Below are 20078 nucleotides of genomic sequence, written 5' to 3' on the forward strand. Positions count from 1 at the left end.
GGCTTTCTATTCGTCGAGGGCCGCGCGAACGCGGTGCGCGAGCCGGGCGAGATCGAACGGCTTGGCCAGCACGCTACCCTGCGACGACATGTCGTCGACGATGTCGCGGGTATAGCCGCTGGTATAAAGCACCCGCAGCCCCGGGATCGCCGCTCCTGCGCGATCGGCCAGCTCGCGCCCGGTCATTTCGGGCATGATGACGTCGGTGAACAGCAGGCTGATCCCTTGCCCCGCTTCAATCATCGCCAGCGCCTCGGCCCCATGCGCGGTATGGACGACGGTGTAGCCGAGTTCGCGCAGCGCCTCGACCGAGAAATTGCGAACGCGTTCCTCGTCCTCGACCACCATCACCACCTCGTCGCTCGCGCCGCGCGGCAGCGTCTCGCGCCGGACCGGATCGCTCTGGGGGGCGGCCGCGGCGCCGGACGATGCAGGCAGGTACAGCGTCACCGTGGTGCCGTGCCCCGCTTCGCTGTCTAGGCGGACATGCCCGCCAGACTGGCGCACGAAACCGAACACCTGGCTGAGTCCGAGCCCGGTGCCCTTGCCGACGCCCTTGGTCGTGAAGAACGGTTCGAACGCGCGCGCGGCGACGTCGGGCGCCATGCCCGCGCCGGTGTCGCTGACGGTGACAAGGATATAGTGCCCCGGTGCCAGCCCCATGCCGACGCGGTCGGCTTCCGACATGGCGGCCATTGCCGTGGCGATCGTCAGCACGCCGCCGCGCGGCATCGCATCGCGCGCGTTGACTGAAAGATTGAGGATGACGTTCTCGAGCTGGCTGGGATCGGCCATGGCAGGCGCCAGGTCGGCCGCCAGCTGCGTCTCGACCCGGACATCGTCGCCGATCGTGCGATTGACGAGGTCGATCATGCCCAGCACCATCGCGTTGACGTCGATCACCGACGGCGCCAGCGGCGTCTGGCGCGCGAAGGCCAGCAGCCGCTGCGTCAGCGCCGCCGCCCGGGTCGCGCCGTCGCGCGCAGCCAGCACGTAGCGATCGACATCGGTCGATCCCTGCCGCAGACGCCGTTCGAGCAGGTCGAGCGCGCCGATCACGACCGCGAGCATGTTGTTGAAGTCGTGCGCGATGCCGCCTGTCAATTGACCGACCGCTTCCATCTTCTGTGCCTGACGCAGCTGTTCTTCCGCCGCCATCAGTTGCTGCGTACGCTCGCTCACCGCAGCTTCGAGCTCAGCACGCGAGCGGGCAAGCACTTCGCGCGCCTCGACAATGTCCTGAATGTCGGTGCAGGTGCCGAACCAGCGCGTGATGCGGCCACCTTCGTCGCGCACCGCCTGCGCACGGCCGAGCACCCAGCGATAGTGCCCGCTGTGATGGCGCAGGCGATATTCGATGTGATAGCGCTCGCCGCTGGCAAGGCAGTGCTGCCACTGCGCCCAGGCGCGCTCCTGGTCTTCAGGGTGGAACATCCCGTTCCACCCGGCGCCATCGGTCGATCCGTGCGGCACGCCGGTGAATTCATACCAGCGGTCGTTATAATAATCGTGGAAGCCGTCGGGTCGGGTCGACCATACCATCGGGTCGATCGAATTGGCGATCGCGCGGAATTTCTCCTCGCTTTCCTGGAGTGCGGCGACCGCTTCGACACGCTCGATCGCGTCCCAGGTGATTTCGGCGACCGCTTCGAGGAACGCCACCTCCTCCTCGGTCCAAGCGCGCTGCTCGGCCTGATTGGCGTACAAACTGCCGACCCAGCGCCCGTGCCGCAGCAGCGGCACGCCGATCGCCGCGGCGGAATGTTTCGATATCCCGGTCTCGGCATGGTCTGCGTCGCCCCGCGTGTCGCCGAGCACCAGCGTGCGTCCGGCGCGATAGCGACGATGCGCCGCCTCCCCCAGCGTCGATGCGTGGAACGAACCGCGCATCGGCGGCAGCGCGCCGCTGGTCCAGCACGGCCCGAACTCGACCGTCTCATCGGGGGCGACCCGATAGAAGCCGAGCCGATCGACCTCGAGCCGCCGCCCCAATGCAGTGGCGGTGAAGCGCATGATCGCCTGCGGATTGTCGAGCCCGCGCTGGCGCTCGGCGAGCGAATAGAGAAAGGTCTGGCTTTCGTTGGCCTTGCGCAGTTCCTCGGCGACGGCGCGGGCCTGATCCTCTGCGCGGCGACGATTGGTGATGTCGAAGGTGACGCCCGGCAAGCGCAGCGCGGTGCCGTCTTCGGCGTAGCTGACCCGCCCCTCTGCCGCGACCCAGCGCACGCTGCCATCTTCCTGGACCAGGCGATATTCGCTGGCGAAGGGCAGGCCTTCGCCGATCGAACGGGTGATTTCGCCTTCGACCCGCACGGCATCGTCGGAATGGATGCGCCCGAAGAACATCTCCAGTGGCGCACCATGTTCCGCGAGATCGGGATCGACGCCGTACATCCGTGCGAAACGCGAATCGGCGGTCACCTGATCGGCGACGATATCCCAGTCCCAGGTGCCGACCCCGTGCGAAGCGCCGAGAGCCAGTTGCAGCCGCTCCTCGCTGAGCCGCCGGGCGCGTTCGGCGAGCACCCGCTGGGTCACGTCGTTGCCTTGGTTGAACGCACCGACGATCACGCCATACTCGTCGCGGATCGGCGACAGGCTGTAGTTCCAATAGGCTTCCCGCGGCACGCCGTCGCGAACGATGTCGAGTCGCTGGTCGTAGCTGGCGGTGGACACGCCGGTCGCCATCAGCTGGTCGAGCTGCGGGCCGACAATGTCCCAGATTTCGGCGAACACCTCTGCTCCGGGCTGGCCGAGTGCCCAAGGGTGCCGCTCAGCCGGAATCGGGGCCCAGGCGTCGTTGTAGACCAGCCGCAGATCCGGACCCCAATAGATTGCGGTGGGGTGGCCCGATCCCAGGCACAGATTAACCGCGAAGCGCAGCGCTTGCGGCCAGCTATCCAGCGGGCCCAGCGGATTTTTCGACCAGTCATGGTGGCGGATACGCTCCGCCATCTCGCCGCGATGATCGAGAAAACTCAGGCCGGAGTGCATGTTGCGAGCGATGCTTGGACCGACCGCGGCTGTCAACCACGCCGCGGCGCGAGCCTCGACAAGCGCGCCGCACCGACTATGCAGGGGAGGTACCAGAACACAGGAGAGCGCATGAAACTGGCCAGTCTCAAGCACGGCCGCGACGGCCGCCTCGTCGTCGTGTCGAGCGATCTTGCCTGGTATGCCGACGCACAGGCGATCGCGCCGACACTGCAGGCGGCGCTCGACGACTGGGACGAGATCGAATCGCTGCTGCGCAACCTCGCCACCGACCTCGATCACGAAGTCATCCCGCGCGAGCGGTTCCACGAGCGCGAGGCGGCGTCGCCGCTGCCGCGTGCCTATCAGTGGGTCGACGGGTCGGCCTATGTGAACCATGTCGCGCTGGTGCGACAGGCGCGCGGCGCCGAAATGCCCGACAGCTTCTGGCACGATCCGCTGATGTATCAGGGAGGCTCGGACGGGTTTCTCGCCCCGCGCGATGCGATCCCCCTGGCCGACGAAGACTGGGGCTGCGATCTCGAGGCGGAAGTCGTCGTCGTCACCGGCGACGTCGCGATGGGCGCGAGCCGCGAGGAAGCGCTCGCCGCCGTGCGGCTGGTCGGACTGACCAACGATGTCAGCCTGCGCAACCTCATCCCCGGCGAACTCGGCAAGGGCTTCGGCTTTCTCCAGTCAAAACCCGCGAGTGCCTTCTCGCCGGTATTCGTCACCCCCGATGCGCTGGGAGACTGGTGGCAGGACGGCAAGCTCCACCGCAAGCTGATGGTCGATCTCAACGGCGAAGCGTTCGGCCGCGCCGATGCCGGGGAGGACATGACCTTCGACTTCGGAACGCTGATCGCACATGCCGCCAGGACGCGCGCGCTCGGGGCGGGCACGATCGTGGGATCAGGCACCGTGTCGAATCGCGACGCCGATGGCGGGCCGGGCCGGACGATCGCCGCCGGCGGCGTCGGCTATAGCTGCCTTGCCGAGCTGCGCACCACCGAGACGATCCGCGACGGGGCGGCGGCGACCCCGTTCCTCCAGCATGGCGACACCGTCCGCATCTGGGCGGAGGACGACCGCCATCATCCGATCTTCGGGGTTATCGAACAGCAGGTCGTGCCGGTCTGAACCAGCCACTGGCGTGGCCGCTTGAAATTTTATAACAAGCGGCCAAAGCCCGTGTCCGCGCGTTGGTGCTGCCGACGATGCGGCCATTTTCTGGAGAGACCATGACCGGCGACCTGCCGCGCCCCAATCTGCCGCCGCTTTCGCTGCATGTGCCCGAACCCAAGTTCCGGCCTGGAGACGCGGCCGATTTCAGCGACATCGTGGTGCCACCTGCGGGCGAAGCGCGGCGTCCCGACACCGCCGCTGCCGCCGACAGCTTTCACGACCTGGCTTATACGCTGGTGCGGGTGCTCGACGACGACAATCAGGCGGTCGGCCCCTGGAACCCGCGGCTCAACCCCGACCAGCTGCGACGAATGTTGCGGATGATGGCGCTGACCCGCGCGTTCGACGAGCGCATGTTCCGCGCACAGCGTCAGGGCAAGACCAGCTTCTACATGAAATGTACGGGCGAGGAGGCGGTGTCGGTCGCCGCGGCGATGGCGCTCGCACGCGACGACATGTGTTTCCCGAGCTATCGCCAGCAGGGCATCCTCATCACCCGTGACTGGTCGATGACCGAGATGATGAACCAGATCTATTCGAACAAGGGCGACCGGCTGCAGGGCAAGCAGCTGCCGATCATGTATTCGGTCAAGGATCACGGCTTCTTCTCGATCTCCGGCAACCTCGCCACCCAATATCCGCAGGCGGTCGGCTGGGCGATGGCAAGTGCGGCCAAGGGCGACACCCGCATCGCCGCCACCTGGTGCGGCGAGGGATCGACTGCCGAGGGCGACTTCCATTCCGCCTGCACCTTCGCCAGCGTCTATCGCGCGCCGGTGATCTTCAACGTCGTCAACAACCAATGGGCGATTTCGAGCTTTTCGGGATTTGCCGGCGCCGAGGCGACCACGTTCGCGGCGCGGGCGGTCGGGTACGGAATTGCCGGGCTGCGCATCGACGGCAACGACGCACTGGCGGTCTATGCGGCGACTTCATGGGCGGCCGAGCGCGCGCGGACCAATCAGGGACCGACGCTGATCGAGCATTTCACCTATCGCGCCGAAGGGCATTCGACCTCGGACGACCCGTCGCAATATCGCTCCGCCGACGAGGCCAGCGAATGGCCGCTCGGCGATCCGATCGCGCGGCTGAAGGCGCATCTGATCGCGATCGGCGAATGGGACGACGCGCGCCACGCCGCGCAGGACGTCGAGCTGGCCGAGATGGTGCGCGCCGCTCAGAAGGAAGCCGAGAAGAACGGCATCCTCGGCCATGGCCTCCACCAGCCGCTCGACACGCTGTTCGACGGAGTGTTCGAGGAAATGCCGTGGCACCTGCGCGAGCAGCAGGCGCAGATGCTGGCCGAAGAGACGGCGAGCGGGCGGCCATGGGACCGCAAATGATGACTGGTTCCTGCCCATTCCTCCTGCTCGTCTCCCCCGCGAACGCGGGGGTCCAGCTTCTTGATCTGACGAGCACGCGACAAGGCAGCTGGATTCCCGCTTTCGCGGGAATGACGGGATATGTGTGGTGAGCAATGTGATCGAAGAACAGACCGTGGGTGATTCAGATACTCCCACGACCCGCATGAACATGATCCAGGCGATCAACTCCGCGATGGAGGTGATGATGGAACGCGACCCCGACGTCATCGTCATGGGCGAGGATGTCGGCTATTTCGGTGGCGTGTTCCGGGCGACCGCGGGCTTGCAGGCCAAGTTCGGCAAGCAGCGCGTGTTCGATACGCCGATCACCGAATGCGGCATCATCGGCGTCGCGGTCGGGATGGGGGCCTATGGCTTGCGCCCTGTGCCCGAGATCCAGTTCGCCGATTACATCTATCCCGCGCTCGACCAGCTCGTCAGCGAAGCGGCGCGGCTGCGCTATCGATCTGGCGGCGAATTCACGTCGCCAATCACGGTACGGTCGCCGTTCGGGGGCGGCATCTTCGGCGGCCAGACGCACAGCCAGTCGCCCGAGGGCATCTTTACGCACGTTTCCGGCCTCAAGACGGTGATCCCGTCGACGCCGTACGATGCCAAGGGGCTGCTGATCGCAGCGATCGAGGATAACGACCCGACGATCTTCTTCGAGCCCAAGCGCATCTACAACGGCCCGTTCGACGGCCATTGGGACCGCCCGTCGCAGAACTGGTCGAAGCATCCCGCTGGCGAAGTGCCGACCGGCTATTACAAGATCGAGCTAGGCAAGGCGGCGATCGCGCGTCCCGGCAACGACCTGACGATCCTCGCCTATGGCACGATGGTGCATGTCTGCCAGGCGGTGGTCGCCGATGCCGGCATCGATGCGGAGATCGTCGATCTGCGCACGCTGTTGCCGCTCGACATCGACACGATCGAGGCGTCGGTGAAGAAGACCGGCCGCTGCCTGATCGTCCACGAAGCGACCCGGACGGCGGGGTTCGGTGCGGAACTGTCGGCATTGGTCCAGGAGCGCTGCTTCTATCATCTGGAAGCACCGATTGAGCGGGTGACCGGGTTCGACACGCCCTATCCGCACAGCCTGGAATGGGCGTATTTCCCGGGGCCGGTCCGCATCGGCCAGGCGCTCAAGAAGATCATGAAGGACTGACGATGGCGCGCTTTTCTTTCCGCCTCCCCGATATCGGCGAAGGCATTGCCGAGGCCGAGATCGTCACCTGGCACGTCGCCGTCGGCGACCGGGTCGAAGAGGACCAGCAACTCGCCGACATGATGACCGACAAGGCGACGGTCGAGATGGAATCGCCGGTCGCGGGGACGGTGGTCGAGCTGGCTGGAGAGGTCGGTGACCAGATCCCGATCGGATCGACGCTGGTGGTGATCGAGACCGAAGGCGATGTCGCGGACACGCCTGCCGAAGCGATCGAGGAGCAGGTCGAGGCCGAGAATCCCGGGGTGGAGGAGGTCGCGGAGCCCAGCCCCGCTCCACCCCGTGCTCCGGCGCAGGCCGGAGCGTTGGCGACCGAAGCGAAAGACCTGCTACCGCTCCGGCCTGCGCCGGAGCACGCGGAAGCGCGCACCGTGCTCGCCTCCCCCGCCGTGCGCGCCCGCGCCAAGGAACTCGGTGTCGACCTGGCCGCGGTCAAATCCGACGGGCAGCATGTCCGCCACGCCGATCTCGACGCCTATCTTCGCTACGGATCGGGCGAGGGCTATCACGCGCCCCGCGCATCGCGCGCGCGTGACGATGAGGCGATCAAGGTCATCGGCATGCGCCGGCGCATTGCCGAGAACATGGCGGCATCGAAGCGGACGATCCCGCATTTCACCTATGTCGACGAGATCGACGTCACCGCGCTTGAGGCGATGCGCGGTGATCTCAATGCCAATCGCGGGCAGCGGCCCAAACTCACCATGCTGCCGCTGCTCATCGTCGCGATCTGCCGGACCTTGCCCGAGTTTCCGATGCTCAATGCGCGCTATGACGACGACGCGGGCGTGGTGACGCGCCACGGCCGCGTCCACATGGGCATGGCGACGCAGACCGACGCCGGCTTGATGGTACCGGTGATCCGCGACGCGCAGGACAAGAATGTGTGGCAGCTGGCAACCGAGATCGCGCGTCTCGCCGACGCCGCGCGCACGGGCAAGGCCAAGTCGGACGAGCTGTCGGGGTCGACGATCACCGTCACGTCGCTGGGCCCGCTGGGCGGAATCGCGACGACGCCGGTGATCAACCGGCCCGAAGTTGCGATCATCGGACCCAACAAGATTGTCGAGCGGCCGGTTTTTGTCAGAAATCCACAGGGGGGCGACGACATCCGCCGCGCCAAGCTGATGAACCTGTCGATTTCGTGCGACCACCGCGTCGTCGATGGCTGGGATGCGGCAAGCTATGTCCAGGCGGTGCGCAAGCTGCTCGAAACGCCGGTATTGCTGTTCGCGGATTGAACGCGGGCGATGGACCGCTTCGACCTGGGCCGCTTCGTCGACGCGCAGGCGGCAAGCTATTCCGAGGCGCTTGCGGAAATAACCGCGGGCACGAAGCGGAGCCACTGGATGTGGTTCATCTTTCCCCAGCTCGCCGGGCTGGGGCGCAGCGCGATGGCGCAGCATTATGCGATCGGTTCGCTGGCGGAGGCGCGCACCTATCTGGCGCACCCGGTGCTCGGGCCACGGTTGATCGCGTGTATCGAAGCGCTGGCAGCGATCGGCGACGCCGATGCGGAGAAGGTGTTCAGCCCGGTCGACGCGGTCAAGCTGCGGTCGTCGCTGACCCTGTTCGCCTTGGCCGGTGGTCCGCCGATCGTCGAACGCGAGCTTCAGCGATGGTGCGGCGGGCCCGATCCGGCGACCCTGGACCTGTTGCCCGACCGCGCTTCATAGCGGTGGGATCGCTTCCGGGTCGGTCAGGCCGATGACGCGGCGCGCGGCGCGCCGGGCCAGCGCAAGCGTGCACCGCTTGCGGGCGGCGGACGGCATCGGGTGCGAGCGCGCCTCGCGCACGATCGCCGCATCATAGCGGTCGGCGACGATCACGCCGCAGCGCTCGGGAAGGAACGCCTCGCGATCGAGCGGGGAAGCGTCGAAGCCTTCGGGAACTGCCCAGAAGAAGCGGTCGCAATGGTCGAGATAGTCGGTCCATTTGCCGTCGCCGAGCAGATCGGCGCGCGACACCTTTATCTCGACGATGACCAGCGCGCCGCGGGCGTCGAGCGCCATCAGATCGGCGCGGCGCCCGCCGTCGAGCGGCACTTCGGCAATCGCGACGATGTCGTGGCGCAGCAACATGCGCGTGACCCCGCGCGCGACATCGGCGGCGACAATGCCGCCGGGCATGGCAAGGGCCGGAGACGCAATCTGCATCCCGGCCCTTTAGAACAATAGGCGAACGAGGAAAAGCCCCGCCGCGCGATCAGCGATAGAAGATATGGTTGCCGAGCGATGCGACGCGCGCCTTGTTCCAGCGCGGCGAAACATGGCGCGCATGAAAGAACAGCGCGTTCGGCGCCGGGTTCTTCCAGGCATCGGCTTGTGCGATCTTGGCGACCGCTACCGCGGTCTTCCATGCCGCGCGCCCCTCGGGCACACTGGGCAGGCGCCCGCCGCGCACGAACGAGAACTGGCTGCGCTGGGTGAGCACGCCGCACACCGAAGACGGGAAACGGCCCGATCCAGCGCGGTTGAGGATGACGTTGGCGACCGCAAGCTGGCCCGACAGCGGCTCGCCCTTGGATTCGAAATAGACACCGATCGCGAGGCAGCGCGTCTCGTCGTCGAGCGTCCCGGCACCGACGGCATGCGCGTCAACCGCGTCGGACAGGCTGGCGAAGCTGGTGGCGAGTGCCGGATTGGCCACTGCGCCGATCGGCGGCTCTGCGGCGATGTCCGACGATTCGGGCGTAAGCGACGCGGGCAGGATCGGCGAGGGAGGGGTGGGAACCACAGCAGGGGCGGCGGCGTTGACCACATTCCTGACATCAGCCTCGACTTCCCGGGCGAGGCCCGGAGACGTAGCGCCGATCGAGGCTGCGGCGCATGATAGGACGGCCGCGACGGACGCGACCCGAAACTTGAACGGCATTCATTGACGATCGAATGCGGTGGATACGCGAGAGTGCCGCTCCTGCCATTGCAAGGCGACTCTACCGGGCATTCCCCCGACTGCGTCACCGACGAGATCGCACCCCGCACGGCCCAACGCGAAAAAATCTATCGCGGCCTGTGCCTTGTGCAGTGCAGCAGAGTCAATCGTTCAGGATCGTTTCAGCGACGAATCGTTCCGCGTCTGCGACATCCACCTCGATCACCCACAAATCGGGATCGACGCGGCGGCGGCGCTGCCAATATTCCGTCGCGGCCGCATCGTCGACGATCCGATCGGGGCCGCATTGTGCTAAAACGGCGGTGCCATCGCGAGACATTCCCCGCTCCAAAAAGCGCAGATTACCGCCCCTGTCGCCAGCCAGGACGAGGATCATCCCGCCCTCGCTGTCGCCACGCGCAAGCACCATCGCACTTCCGCCGGCATTGCCGACTCGTCGGATCAACGCACTTGTGACGAGATGCGTTGGAAGACGGTTCACCGGGGGTCCGCATAGCCGGGCAGATCGGCCAGCGCGATCCGCGAGCGCATGAAGGTGCCCGTCCCGCGCGCCGCTTCCTCCCCATCGCTGTCCAGCAAGCGCGCATCGGCAACGAACACGCGGCGCTGCCCGCTGATCCAGCGGCCCTCGGCTACCACCGGTCCTGCCTTTAGCGGGCGCGTGAACAGGAGGTTGAAGGCGGTGGTCAGCAGGAAGCGATCGGTGACAAGGCTGTTGGCGGCGTAGAAGGCGGCATCGTCGAGCATCTTGAAATAGCCGGTACCGTGCACCGCGCCCGCAGCGTGAAAATGCCGCTCGTCGAGCGTGAAACGAATGCGCGCGATCCCTGCCGAAGGGATTTCCAGTACGGAATCGAACAGCTGATTGATCGGCGCGGCGCCATAGAGCCGTTCGAGCGCGCGGTAATGCGTTTGCGCTCCGACCGGATCGGCTTGCGCCCCCGCGTCACGCGGCATCGCGCGCCTCACCTGCGGTGAGCAGCGCATAAATTGCATCGCGCAGCCCCGCGCCGCGCAGCTTGGCGGCAAAACCCCGGTCGCGCAGCCGCCTCGACACCAGCGCAAGCGCCTTGAGATGCTCGGCGCCAGCCGCCGCGGGCGAGATCAGCATGAAGACGAGATCGACCGGCAGGTCGTCGACCGCCTTGAAATCGAGCGGCTTGACCAGCCGCACGAACACGCCGGCGACATGGTCGATCCCCTCGACACGGGCATGCGGGATCGCGATGCCACCACCGAACCCGGTCGAGCCCAGCTTCTCGCGCTCGGCGAGCCGCGCCTGGATCGCTGCCGCATCGCCGCCGATCTGGGCGGCGGCGATGTCGGAAAGCGCTGCGAACAGGGCTTTTTTCGACGCTACGGACAGGTTCGCCCGTACCGCGTCGGGCTGGATCAGGTCGGCAAGGTCGGTCATCGATACAGGGTCGGCATCAGCCGGCCCGATTGGGCTCTACCCAGCCGATGGTCCCGTCATGGCGGCGATACACCATGTTGTGCGCGCCGGTCTTGCTGTTGAGGAACAGCAGCGCGTTGGTGTTGCGCAGATCGAGCATCATCACGGCGTCCGACACGCTGGATTCGGGGACGTCGACACGGGTTTCCGCGACGATCAGCGGTGCGTCGGCCGCTTCCTCCTCTTCGGCAGCGGAGCCGTTGAATACGGTGTAGCCGGCATTGTCGTACGCGCCGTCTTCGGCTGCAGCGGCGCGGGTATCGGCGTGGCGGTCCTTCAGGCGACGCATGTACCGGCGCAGCTGCTTCTCGATCTTGTCGGCAGCGCCATCGAACGCGCCATTGGCGTCCTGGCCGTCGTTCGACGCCTTCAGCACGACACCCTGCATGACATGCGCGACGACATCGCAGGTGAAGCCGTGATCGTGCGGCCCCTTGCCGAACGTGACCTGTGCGGAGATCGCACGGCTGAAATATTTGTCGGCGATACCCTGGAGGCGTTCGGTCACGAGCTGCTTGAGCGCATCGCCCGTATCGACCTGATGGCCTGAAACCCGGATATCCATAGTCGTCTCCTCAGTGAGGCGGTGCACCTAGGCAGCCGCCCGGAACCCGTCAACCGACGCCCGCTCAGCCCACCGGCAACGCGGTGTTCCACAAGGGCGCCTTGACGGTGGATAGAAACGCCGCATGCCGTGCAAGTTCCTCGGACGAGGCCGCGAAGGCGCGCGGCGGCCGCACCGTCACCGGACTGCCGACCGCGTCGTCCACAAGGTTTTCCACAGGCGTTTCCGCAACCAGCCCCAGTCCGATCTGACGCCCGCCGGTAAGCTCGACATAGACCTGCGCGAGCAGTTGCGCGTCGAGCAGCGCGCCGTGGAGTATGCGGCGGCTGCGATCGATGCCGAACCGAACGCACAGCGCATCGAGCGAATGCTTGGCACCCGGGTGCCGTGTCCGCGCCAGCGCCAGCGTATCGACCATCCGCGTCGTGCAGATTGGCACGCGGCCGCATTGGCCGAGCTCGCCATTGAGAAAGGCGAAGTCGAACCCGGCATTGTGGGCGACCAGCGGCGCGTCGCCGAGAAAAGCGAGGAGTTCCTCGACCTTTTCATGCCAGCGCGGCTTGTCGGCAAGGAACGCGTCGCCCAGGCCGTGGACCGCCTGCGCGCCGGGATCCATCGGCCGTTCGGGGTTGAAATAGGCGTGGAATACCCGGCCGGTCTCGCAGCGATTGACGATCTCGACGCAGCCGATCTCGACGATGCGGTCGCCGCCCGAGAAGCTGAGGCCGGTAGTTTCGGTGTCGAAGACAATTTCGCGCATTTGCGGGTTATCGACCGATCGGCGTGCGCAGGCAAGCAATCACCCGCGCGACCTCGGCACGGGTCGTCTCGAGCGGGACATCGGTGGGAATGACGAAATCGGCGCGTGCGCGTTTCTCGCTATCGGGCAATTGCTTGCCGACAATCGCCTCGAACTTTTCAGTCGTCATTCCCGGACGCGCCAGCACCCGGGCGCGCTGCACTGCAGGCGCAGCCGAAACCACCGCGACTCGATCGACCTGTGCGCTGCCGGATCGCTCGAACAGCAGCGGGATGTCGAGCACCACCAGCGGCGCGGCGGCATGCCGCGTCAGGAACGCTTCGCGCAGCGCGGCGACGGCGGGATGCACGATCGCCTCGAGCGCTTCGAGTGCCGCAGCATCGGAAAATACGCGCGCACCCAGCGCTGCGCGATCCACGCCCTGTCCACCGGTCATCCCCGGAAACGCCGCCTCGATCGCCGGCAGCAGCGCACCGTCCGGGCCCTGCAGCCGGTGCACTTCTGCATCGGCATCGAATACCGGCACGCCCTCCGCCGCGAACATCGCCGCAACGGTCGATTTGCCCATCCCGATCGACCCGGTCAGGCCCAGTTTCAGCGGTGCGAGCGAGGTCACGCCGTCAGCAGGGCTCGCAGCGCCGCCTCGCTGGCATCGTCGCGCGGCGGCTCGGCGTCGAACAGGATCTCGAATGCCAGCGCCGCCTGTCCGATCAGCATCTCCAGCCCGTCGACGGTGGCAAGGCCCCGCGCGCGCGCCGCCGCGAGCAGCGGCGTTTCGAGCGGCGCGTAGACGAGGTCGTAGACCACCGCATCGTCCGGAAGCGGCGCCAGATCGATCGCCAGCGGCGGCTGTCCGGTCATGCCGAGTGGACTGGCGTTGACCAGCAGCGCCGCAGGCGGCAGCGGCGCGGACATCGCGATCACATTCCCCTTCAGCCCGAATGCCGCCAGCAGCCCCGCGCCCTTGAGCGGATTGCGCGCTACTAAGTTGACCCGGCCGACGCCGACCTGGGCCAGCGCGAACAGCACAGCGCGCGCCGCTCCCCCCGATCCGATGACTGTGACGCTCGCTCCGGCCAGATCGAGCGCCGAAATCGGATCGTAGAAGCCGCCGGCATCGGTGTTGGTACCAATGATCGTGCCATCGTCAGCGCGGGCGGCGAGGTTGATGGCGCCGATCGTGCTGCGGACGTTGCCGCGATCCTCGACATGGTCGAGCGCGGCGAGCTTGTGCGGCAGCGTGATGTTGCATCCGCGCCAAGCGGGATCGGCCGCACGCGCCGCGAAATAGTCGGCCAGTTGCCCCGGCAGCACGTGCACGGCACGATACGACGCATCGAGACCGAGCGCTTCGATCCAGTGACCGTGGATCATCGGCGACTTGGAATGCGCGATCGGATCGCCGATGACCTCGGCATATGATTGCGTCATGACGGCATCGCCCCGCGCTGGCGCAGATAGCCGAGGATCGGCAGCAGCGGCATGCCAAGTACGGTGAAGTGACTGCCGTCGATGCGATCGAACAGTTGCACGCCTTCTCCCTCGATCCGGAAACAGCCCACGCAGCCGGCGATCGCCGGCCATTCGCACGCCAGATAGGTTTCGATGAACGCCGGCGACAATGGCCGCACATGGAGCAGCGCGCGATCGACGTGGCGCCACACCGCCCGGCCCCCCTCGGCGATCACCGCCGCGCTCAGGATCTGATGACGCCCGCCCGACAGCGCCGCGAGATGCGCAGCCGCGTCGGCGCGATCGATGGGCTTGTCGAGCAAGGTGCAGTCGGCGAGCGCGACGATCGAATCGCAGCCGAGCACGAGTTCGCCCGGATGGCTCGCCGAGAGCTTGAGCGCCTTGAGCTCGGCAAGCGCGTCGGCGGTGTCGCGCGGGGAAAGACCGTTTGCCGCAAGCCCGGCCTTGGCAGCATCCTCATCGACATGAGCGGGCAGCGCGCGATAGGCGACGCCCGCGGCATCGAGCATGGCGCGCCGCGACGCGCTTTGCGACGCGAGGATCAGTGTCGGTGCATCAGCCATCACGCTGCGCCAGCCTGCGTTCGTTGGCGAGCGTGATGATCGCCGCAGCGGTCTCCTCGATCGAACGACGCGTGACGTCGATCACCGGCCAGCCATTGTCGGCGAACATCCGCCGCGCATAGGCGACTTCGCGCGCGACCGCATCCTGATCGACATACGCGGTCTCCGGTGCCTGGTTGAGCAGCAGCAGGCGGTTGCGGCGGACCTGCACCAGCCGTTCGGTGCTGGTGGTCAGTCCGACGATCAGCGGATTCTTGAGCGTGAACAATGCCGGCGGCGGCGGACTTTCGACGACGATCGGGATATTGGCGGTCTTGTAGCCGCGATTGGCGAGATAGATCGAGGTCGGCGTCTTCGACGAGCGCGACACGCCGGCAAGCAGGATGTCGCATTCCTCCCAGTCCTCGGCAGCGATGCCGTCGTCGTGCGCGATGGTGAACTGGATCGCATCGACCCGCGCGAAATAGGCGGCGTCGAGCGCGTGCTGCCGCCCCGGCCGCGCCTTGGCCTCCTGGCCCAGCATCGCCGACAGCGCGTCGTTGACGGCGTCGAGCGGCGCCACAGCCGGCAGCCCGAGCGCACGGCAACGCGCCTCGAGCGTGCGGCGCGTCGCAGGGTTGACCAGGGTGAACAGCACCAGGCCGGGATTCTGCGCGATCTCCTGGAGGATGCGGTCGAGATGCGCCTCGCTGCGCACCATCGGCCAGAAATGCCGCAGCGTCTCGACACCGTCATATTGCGCGAGCGCGGCCTTGGCGATGTTCTCCAGCGTCTCGCCGGTGGAGTCGGAGAGGAGATGGAGATGGAGCTTCATCGTGCCCGGCTGGACAAGGCTGTGGACAACATGGGGACATGCGCTAGCGCAAGCCGCCGCACCCGCCAAGCGTCGGACCCCGCTGTCGATAACCCATCGGCTGTCCACAATCGCATCGACAGTGCATGCATGTGCGCACAGTCTGTGGATGCCGGGGATGCCCCGGTCGAATCGCGGCGCGGCAGTGCGAATGTAGCGTCAAGCTGTTGGCAGATTCGGGAGATTCGCTTAAGCCCCGGCTTCCACGCACCAACAGCTTTCAACATCCTCTTTAATTCTAATCTTTAGATAGTAGGGGCCGGGTCCTGACGCACGTACATGCCGAGAAACCGTTGCTCGCCGCGCTGCGGGGGCAGGTTCAGCCGACACCGCCGATCTGGTTCATGCGTCAGGCGGGTCGCTATCTTCCCGAATATCGTGAACTTCGCGCGCAGAAGGGCGGATTCCTCGCGCTGGCGATGGATCCCGAGGCGGCGGCGGAAATCACGCTGCAACCGATCCGCCGCTTCGGCTTCGACGGCGCGATCCTGTTTTCCGACATCCTGACGGTGCCGATGGCGCTCGGCCAGGAACTGTGGTTCGAGACCGGGGAGGGGCCGCGGCTGGCTCCGCCGCTGACCGGACGCAGTGCGATCGAGGCGCTGACGCCGCCGTCCGGGGGGGACGTCCTTGCCCCGATCTATGCGACGGTCCGCCGGGTCGCAGCGGCGCTCCCGCCCGAGACGACGTTTCTGGGGTTCGCAGGAAGCCCGTGGACGGTCGCCACCTACATGATCGCGGGGCAGGGGTCCAAGGACCAGCATGCCGCCCGAACGCTCGCCTATGGCGATCCACCGGCAATGCAGACACTGGTCGACCGCATCGTCGCGGTCACGATCGACTATCTCGCTCGGCAGCACGAGGCAGGGGTCGCTGCAGTGCAGTTGTTCGACAGCTGGGCAGGCAGCCTGTCGCCGCAGCAGTTCGAACGCTGGGTGATAGCGCCCAATGCCGCGATCGTCGCCGGGCTGCGCGCGCGCTGCCCTGATGTGGTCATCATCGGCTTCCCCAAGGGAGCAGGCGGAAAGCTGCCCGCCTATGCCCGGGAAACCGGGGTCGATGCGCTCGGTATCGACGAAACGGTCGATCCCGCCTGGGCGCATGCCGTATTGCCCGACGCGATGCCGGTGCAGGGCAATCTCGATCCCATCGCACTGCTGACCGGCGGCGGCCAGCTCGACGCGGCAGTCGATCGGATCGTCGCGGCGTTCGGCGGGCGTCCCCATGTCTTCAACCTGGGCCATGGCATCCTGCCGGCGACGCCGATCGCGCATGTCGAACAGGTACTGGCGCGGGTGCGCGGTGGAGCGGTGCGATGATCGGATTTCTCGGCGGCGCCTATCTTTGGGTGAAAGCGGCCCACGTCATCTTCGTGATCTTCTGGATGGCGGGGCTGTTCATTCTGCCGCGCTATCTGGTCCACCACCAGGAAGGGCTCGGCGACCCGGCCGAGGCGGCGCGCTGGGTGGAACGCGAGGGCAAGCTGCGGCGCATCATCCTGACCCCGGCGCTGATCGCGGTATGGGGCATCGGACTGGTGCTCGCCGCGAATCTGGGGCTGTTCGGCGGCGGCGAGGGACTCGGGTGGCTCCATGCCAAGCTGCTGCTCGTGCTGCTTCTGTCAGGGTATCATGGCTGGTCGGTCGGCTATTCGAAGCGGCTGGCGCGCGGCGAGGCGACGGTGGCCAACCGGACGTTGCGGATGCTCAACGAGATTCCTGCGCTGGGCGTGACGCTGATCGTCATACTGGCAGTCGTGCGTCCGTTCTGAGCGCGCGCGTTCGCGGGGCGCTCCACGTCTATCCGGGATGACGCGGATGCGCTTGACTTGATCCGAGCGCGAAACTACCTCGCGACGCTGTACCGGCCGCGTTCCCGCGCGCGCCGTGGCATCCTCCTCAAGACGCTGCCGTCCGCGTATCCCGTCGCCGACACCAAGCGCTTTCCCCCTGCTCGCCTGACCGGAAATTCCCATGCATCTCAAAGACCTGAAGAACAAGAAGCCTGCCGAACTGGTCGAGATGGCCGAAGGGCTCGGTATCGAGGGTGCCTCGACACTGCGCAAGCAGGACCTGATGTTCGCTATCCTCAAGGTCCAGGCCGAACAGGGCGAGCAGATCATGGGGCTGGGCACGATCGAAGTGCTGCCGGACGGCTTCGGATTCCTGCGCTCGCCCGAGGCGAACTACCTCGCCGGGCCGGACGATATTTACATCTCGCCGAACCAGGTGCGCAAATTCGGCCTGCGCACCGGTGATACGGTCGAAGGCGAGATCCGCGGGCCCAAGGATGGCGAGCGGTATTTCGCGCTCACCAAGCTGGTCTCGGTCAATTTCGACGATCCCGATGCCGTGCGCCACCGGGTCAATTTCGACAATCTGACGCCGCTATATCCCGAGCAGAAGCTGACGCTCGATCCCGAGGATCCGACGCAGAAGGACAAGTCGGCGCGCGTGATCGACATCGTCAGTCCGCAAGGCAAGGGGCAGCGCACGCTGATCGTCGCGCCGCCGCGCGTCGGCAAGACGGTGATGCTGCAGAACATCGCCAAGGCGATTACCGATAATCATCCCGAAGTCTTCCTGCTCGTGCTGCTGATCGACGAGCGTCCCGAGGAAGTCACCGACATGCAGCGTAGCGTGAAGGGCGAGGTCGTTTCATCCACCTTCGACGAGCCCGCCACGCGTCACGTCCAGGTTGCCGAGATGGTGATCGAAAAGGCCAAGCGGCTGGTCGAGCACAAGAAGGACGTGGTGATCCTGCTCGATTCGATCACCCGCCTCGGCCGCGCCTACAACACCGTGGTGCCGAGTTCGGGCAAGGTGCTGACCGGCGGCGTCGATGCCAACGCGCTGCAGCGGCCCAAGCGCTTCTTCGGCGCGGCGCGCAACATCGAGGAGGGCGGATCGCTGTCGATCATCGCCACCGCGCTGATCGATACTGGCAGCCGCATGGACGAGGTGATCTTCGAAGAGTTCAAGGGCACCGGCAATTCGGAAATCGTGCTCGATCGCAAGGTCGCCGACAAGCGCATCTTCCCGGCACTCGACGTCGGCAAATCGGGCACCCGCAAGGAAGAACTGCTGGTCGACAAGGCCAAGCTGTCGAAGATGTGGGTGCTGCGCCGTATCCTGATGCAGATGGGCACGATCGACGCGATGGAGTTCCTGCTCGACAAGATGAAGGATTCGAAGACCAACGAAGACTTCTTCGATTCGATGAACCAGTGATCACGCGCGGGCGTTGGGGGCAACGATGCTGGAACTGATCTATTCGGCCGCGGTTGCGGCGGCACCCGGGCTCGGCTCACCCGCCGACATCTGGGCCAATATCCTCAAGGATTTCTCGAACATCACCGAACCCGCCGCGCTGGCCGCGTTCGGATCGGTGTTGATGATCGATCTGGTGCTGGCTGGCGACAATGCGATCGTCGTCGGCGCGCTTGCGGCAGGGCTTCCTGCCGATCAACGCAAGAAGGTCATCCTGATCGGGATCGGCGCCGCGCTGGTGCTGCGGATCGCATTTGCATTGATCGTCAGTTGGCTGATGGGCGTGGTCGGGCTGATCTTTGCGGGCGGTCTGCTGCTGTTGTGGGTAAGCTGGAAATTCTGGCGCGAGATCCGCGATCATGGTGGGCAGAGCGCGGGCTCCGACGAAGTGCTCGGCGACGAACGCTCGGGCCTGAAATCGTCGAAGAGCTTCGCCAGCGCGGCATGGGCGGTGGCGGTCGCCGACGTGTCGATGAGCCTCGACAACGTCCTCGCCGTTGCGGGCGCCGCGCGCGAGCATCCCGGTATCCTCGTCGTGGGACTGCTGCTTTCGGTGGCATTGATGGGGCTGGCCGCCAATTTCATCGCCCAGCTGATCGAGCGGCACCGCTGGATCGCCTATATCGGCCTGGCGGTTATCGTGTTCGTTGCCGGCCGGATGATCTACGAAGGCTGGATTGGGACCGAGGATACGCTGGGGATCGTCAGCTTCTTCCGCTGATTTTATTTAAGTGAGTCGCGGGGAGCGGGTCGAGAACCCGCTCCCCGTTTGCGTGTCAGGCGAGGTGCTGGGCGAAGAACGCCGCGGTGCGCTGATCGGCGAGTTCAGCGGCCTGTGGCGAGCGACGCTTGCCCGACTCGGTGGCGAAGCCGTGATCTTCGCCCGGATAGTCGTGGAGCGTGACCTTGGGGTGGTCGTCGAGCCCGGCATGCATCGCCTGCTGCGTAGCTGCATCGACGAAGCCGTCGTCACCGGCAATGTGCAGCATCAACGGACGTGCGATCGCGTGCTTCTCGCCTAGCAGACCGTCGATCCCCACCGCATAATAGCCGACGGTGGCGTCCACGTCAGTGCGCGACGCGGTCATGTAGGCAAGCCGCCCGCCGAGACAGTAGCCGACCGCCCCGACCTTGCCCCCGCCGACCGCATCGCGCGCGACGCGGATCGTGGCTTCGATATCCTCAATGCCCTTGTTCTGATCGAACTTGCCCATGAGATCGAGCGCCTGCTGCATTTCCGATTCTATGTCGGGATCAAGCTCGATGCCGGGCTCGATCCGCCAGAACAGATCGGGCGCGATGGTAAGATAGCCTTGCTCGGCGAGATGGTCGCACTTCTGGCGGATGCCGGCATTCACGCCGAAAATTTCCTGGATCACGACGATGGCGGCGCTCGGCGTGTCTTTCGGCCGCGCCACATAGGCCGAAAACCGCCCGGTCTGGTCGAGCGTGTCGATCGAAAGCATCTCACCCATATTTCTCTCCAAAAGCATTGGC

At 66.1% G+C, this 20078-nt stretch carries 22 protein-coding genes; 9 read left to right on the forward strand and 13 right to left on the reverse strand.

The window, feature by feature from the left end; translation table 11 throughout:
- Nucleotides 1-6: 6 nt before the first annotated feature.
- Nucleotides 7-2994 (reverse strand): PAS domain-containing protein, encoded by a 2988-nt coding sequence (locus tag FHY50_RS11660; protein WP_243846636.1) that lies wholly within the window; start codon nt 2992-2994, stop codon nt 7-9.
- A 111-nt stretch (nt 2995-3105) separates the two neighbouring features.
- Here FHY50_RS11660 and FHY50_RS11665 point away from each other — a divergent pair, with 111 nt between their 5' ends.
- The 5 genes from FHY50_RS11665 to FHY50_RS11685 all read left to right on the forward strand — a co-directional run bounded on the left by FHY50_RS11665 (nt 3106) and on the right by FHY50_RS11685 (nt 8426).
- Entirely contained in the window at nt 3106-4113 is a 1008-nt protein-coding gene (locus tag FHY50_RS11665; RefSeq protein ID WP_140230877.1) for a fumarylacetoacetate hydrolase family protein, read from the forward strand.
- Between the two features lie 101 nt (nt 4114-4214).
- Nucleotides 4215-5501, forward strand: a complete 1287-nt coding sequence (locus tag FHY50_RS11670) for a 3-methyl-2-oxobutanoate dehydrogenase (2-methylpropanoyl-transferring) subunit alpha (protein WP_140230878.1) — start codon at nt 4215-4217, stop codon at nt 5499-5501.
- A 184-nt stretch (nt 5502-5685) separates the two neighbouring features.
- Nucleotides 5686-6690 carry an alpha-ketoacid dehydrogenase subunit beta gene (locus FHY50_RS11675; protein ID WP_140231183.1) on the forward strand — a complete coding sequence of 335 codons (1005 nt, stop codon included), beginning with the start codon at nt 5686-5688 and terminating at the stop codon, nt 6688-6690.
- A gap of 2 nt (nt 6691-6692) precedes the next feature.
- Nucleotides 6693-7991: a dihydrolipoamide acetyltransferase family protein gene (locus tag FHY50_RS11680; protein WP_140230879.1), complete on the forward strand. Its 1299-nt coding sequence runs from the start codon at nt 6693-6695 to the stop codon at nt 7989-7991.
- A gap of 9 nt (nt 7992-8000) precedes the next feature.
- Nucleotides 8001-8426: a DUF1810 domain-containing protein gene (locus FHY50_RS11685; RefSeq protein WP_140230880.1), complete on the forward strand. Its 426-nt coding sequence runs from the start codon at nt 8001-8003 to the stop codon at nt 8424-8426.
- On the opposite strand, the gene FHY50_RS11690 is transcribed toward FHY50_RS11685, so the two are convergent.
- The 11 genes from FHY50_RS11690 to FHY50_RS11740 form a co-directional block, all read right to left on the reverse strand.
- Complete coding sequence (locus FHY50_RS11690) at nt 8421-8906, reverse strand: MmcB family DNA repair protein (RefSeq protein ID WP_140230881.1); 486 nt, start codon at nt 8904-8906, stop codon at nt 8421-8423. The genes FHY50_RS11685 and FHY50_RS11690 overlap by 6 nt on opposite strands.
- Nucleotides 8907-8955: 49 nt before the next feature.
- Nucleotides 8956-9486 (reverse strand): cell wall hydrolase, encoded by a 531-nt coding sequence (locus FHY50_RS11695; protein ID WP_244935348.1) that lies wholly within the window; start codon nt 9484-9486, stop codon nt 8956-8958.
- Nucleotides 9487-9787: 301 nt separating this feature from the next.
- Entirely contained in the window at nt 9788-10126 is a 339-nt protein-coding gene (locus tag FHY50_RS11700; protein ID WP_140230883.1) for a DUF1491 family protein, read from the reverse strand.
- Nucleotides 10123-10602: a PaaI family thioesterase gene (locus FHY50_RS11705; RefSeq protein ID WP_243846637.1), complete on the reverse strand. Its 480-nt coding sequence runs from the start codon at nt 10600-10602 to the stop codon at nt 10123-10125. The genes FHY50_RS11700 and FHY50_RS11705 overlap by 4 nt, the downstream gene beginning before the upstream one ends.
- Complete coding sequence (locus FHY50_RS11710) at nt 10592-11059, reverse strand: PTS sugar transporter subunit IIA (RefSeq protein ID WP_140230884.1); 468 nt, start codon at nt 11057-11059, stop codon at nt 10592-10594. The genes FHY50_RS11705 and FHY50_RS11710 overlap by 11 nt, the downstream gene beginning before the upstream one ends.
- A 16-nt stretch (nt 11060-11075) precedes the next feature.
- Nucleotides 11076-11663, reverse strand: a complete 588-nt coding sequence (hpf, locus tag FHY50_RS11715) for a ribosome hibernation-promoting factor, HPF/YfiA family (protein WP_140231185.1) — start codon at nt 11661-11663, stop codon at nt 11076-11078.
- Nucleotides 11664-11727: 64 nt separating this feature from the next.
- Nucleotides 11728-12423, reverse strand: coding sequence for a DNA polymerase III subunit epsilon (gene dnaQ / locus FHY50_RS11720; RefSeq protein WP_140230885.1), 696 nt, complete (start codon nt 12421-12423; stop codon nt 11728-11730).
- Between the two features lie 7 nt (nt 12424-12430).
- Nucleotides 12431-13039, reverse strand: coding sequence for a dephospho-CoA kinase (gene coaE / locus FHY50_RS11725; RefSeq protein WP_140230886.1), 609 nt, complete (start codon nt 13037-13039; stop codon nt 12431-12433).
- A complete protein-coding gene (locus tag FHY50_RS11730; protein WP_140230887.1) occupies nt 13036-13854 on the reverse strand; it encodes a shikimate dehydrogenase family protein in 819 nt (272 codons plus the stop codon). Before FHY50_RS11730 ends, coaE begins: the two co-directional genes overlap by 4 nt.
- On the reverse strand, nt 13851-14405 hold the full coding sequence (locus FHY50_RS11735) for a Maf family protein (protein ID WP_243846861.1): 555 nt from the start codon (nt 14403-14405) through the stop codon (nt 13851-13853). Before FHY50_RS11735 ends, FHY50_RS11730 begins: the two co-directional genes overlap by 4 nt.
- 46 nt (nt 14406-14451) lie before the next feature.
- Nucleotides 14452-15273, reverse strand: coding sequence for a pyruvate, water dikinase regulatory protein (locus FHY50_RS11740; RefSeq protein WP_140230889.1), 822 nt, complete (start codon nt 15271-15273; stop codon nt 14452-14454).
- Between the two features lie 305 nt (nt 15274-15578).
- Here FHY50_RS11740 and hemE point away from each other — a divergent pair, with 305 nt between their 5' ends.
- The 4 genes from hemE to FHY50_RS11760 all read left to right on the forward strand — a co-directional run bounded on the left by hemE (nt 15579) and on the right by FHY50_RS11760 (nt 19302).
- Complete coding sequence (gene hemE / locus FHY50_RS11745) at nt 15579-16631, forward strand: uroporphyrinogen decarboxylase (RefSeq protein WP_140230890.1); 1053 nt, start codon at nt 15579-15581, stop codon at nt 16629-16631.
- On the forward strand, nt 16628-17083 hold the full coding sequence (locus tag FHY50_RS11750) for a CopD family protein (RefSeq protein WP_140230891.1): 456 nt from the start codon (nt 16628-16630) through the stop codon (nt 17081-17083). The genes hemE and FHY50_RS11750 overlap by 4 nt, the downstream gene beginning before the upstream one ends.
- A 202-nt stretch (nt 17084-17285) precedes the next feature.
- Nucleotides 17286-18542 carry a transcription termination factor Rho gene (rho, locus tag FHY50_RS11755; protein ID WP_140230892.1) on the forward strand — a complete coding sequence of 419 codons (1257 nt, stop codon included), beginning with the start codon at nt 17286-17288 and terminating at the stop codon, nt 18540-18542.
- Between the two features lie 25 nt (nt 18543-18567).
- Entirely contained in the window at nt 18568-19302 is a 735-nt protein-coding gene (locus tag FHY50_RS11760) for a YjbE family putative metal transport protein (protein ID WP_140230893.1), read from the forward strand.
- A 55-nt stretch (nt 19303-19357) separates the two neighbouring features.
- On the opposite strand, the gene FHY50_RS11765 is transcribed toward FHY50_RS11760, so the two are convergent.
- The gene (locus tag FHY50_RS11765; RefSeq protein WP_140230894.1) at nt 19358-20056 is read right to left on the reverse strand and encodes a dienelactone hydrolase family protein; all 699 of its coding nucleotides are present in this window, start codon (nt 20054-20056) and stop codon (nt 19358-19360) included.
- Nucleotides 20057-20078: the final 22 nt, after the last annotated feature.

Source organism: Sphingomonas japonica (assembly GCF_006346325.1).
GTDB lineage: Bacteria > Pseudomonadota > Alphaproteobacteria > Sphingomonadales > Sphingomonadaceae > Sphingomonas > Sphingomonas japonica.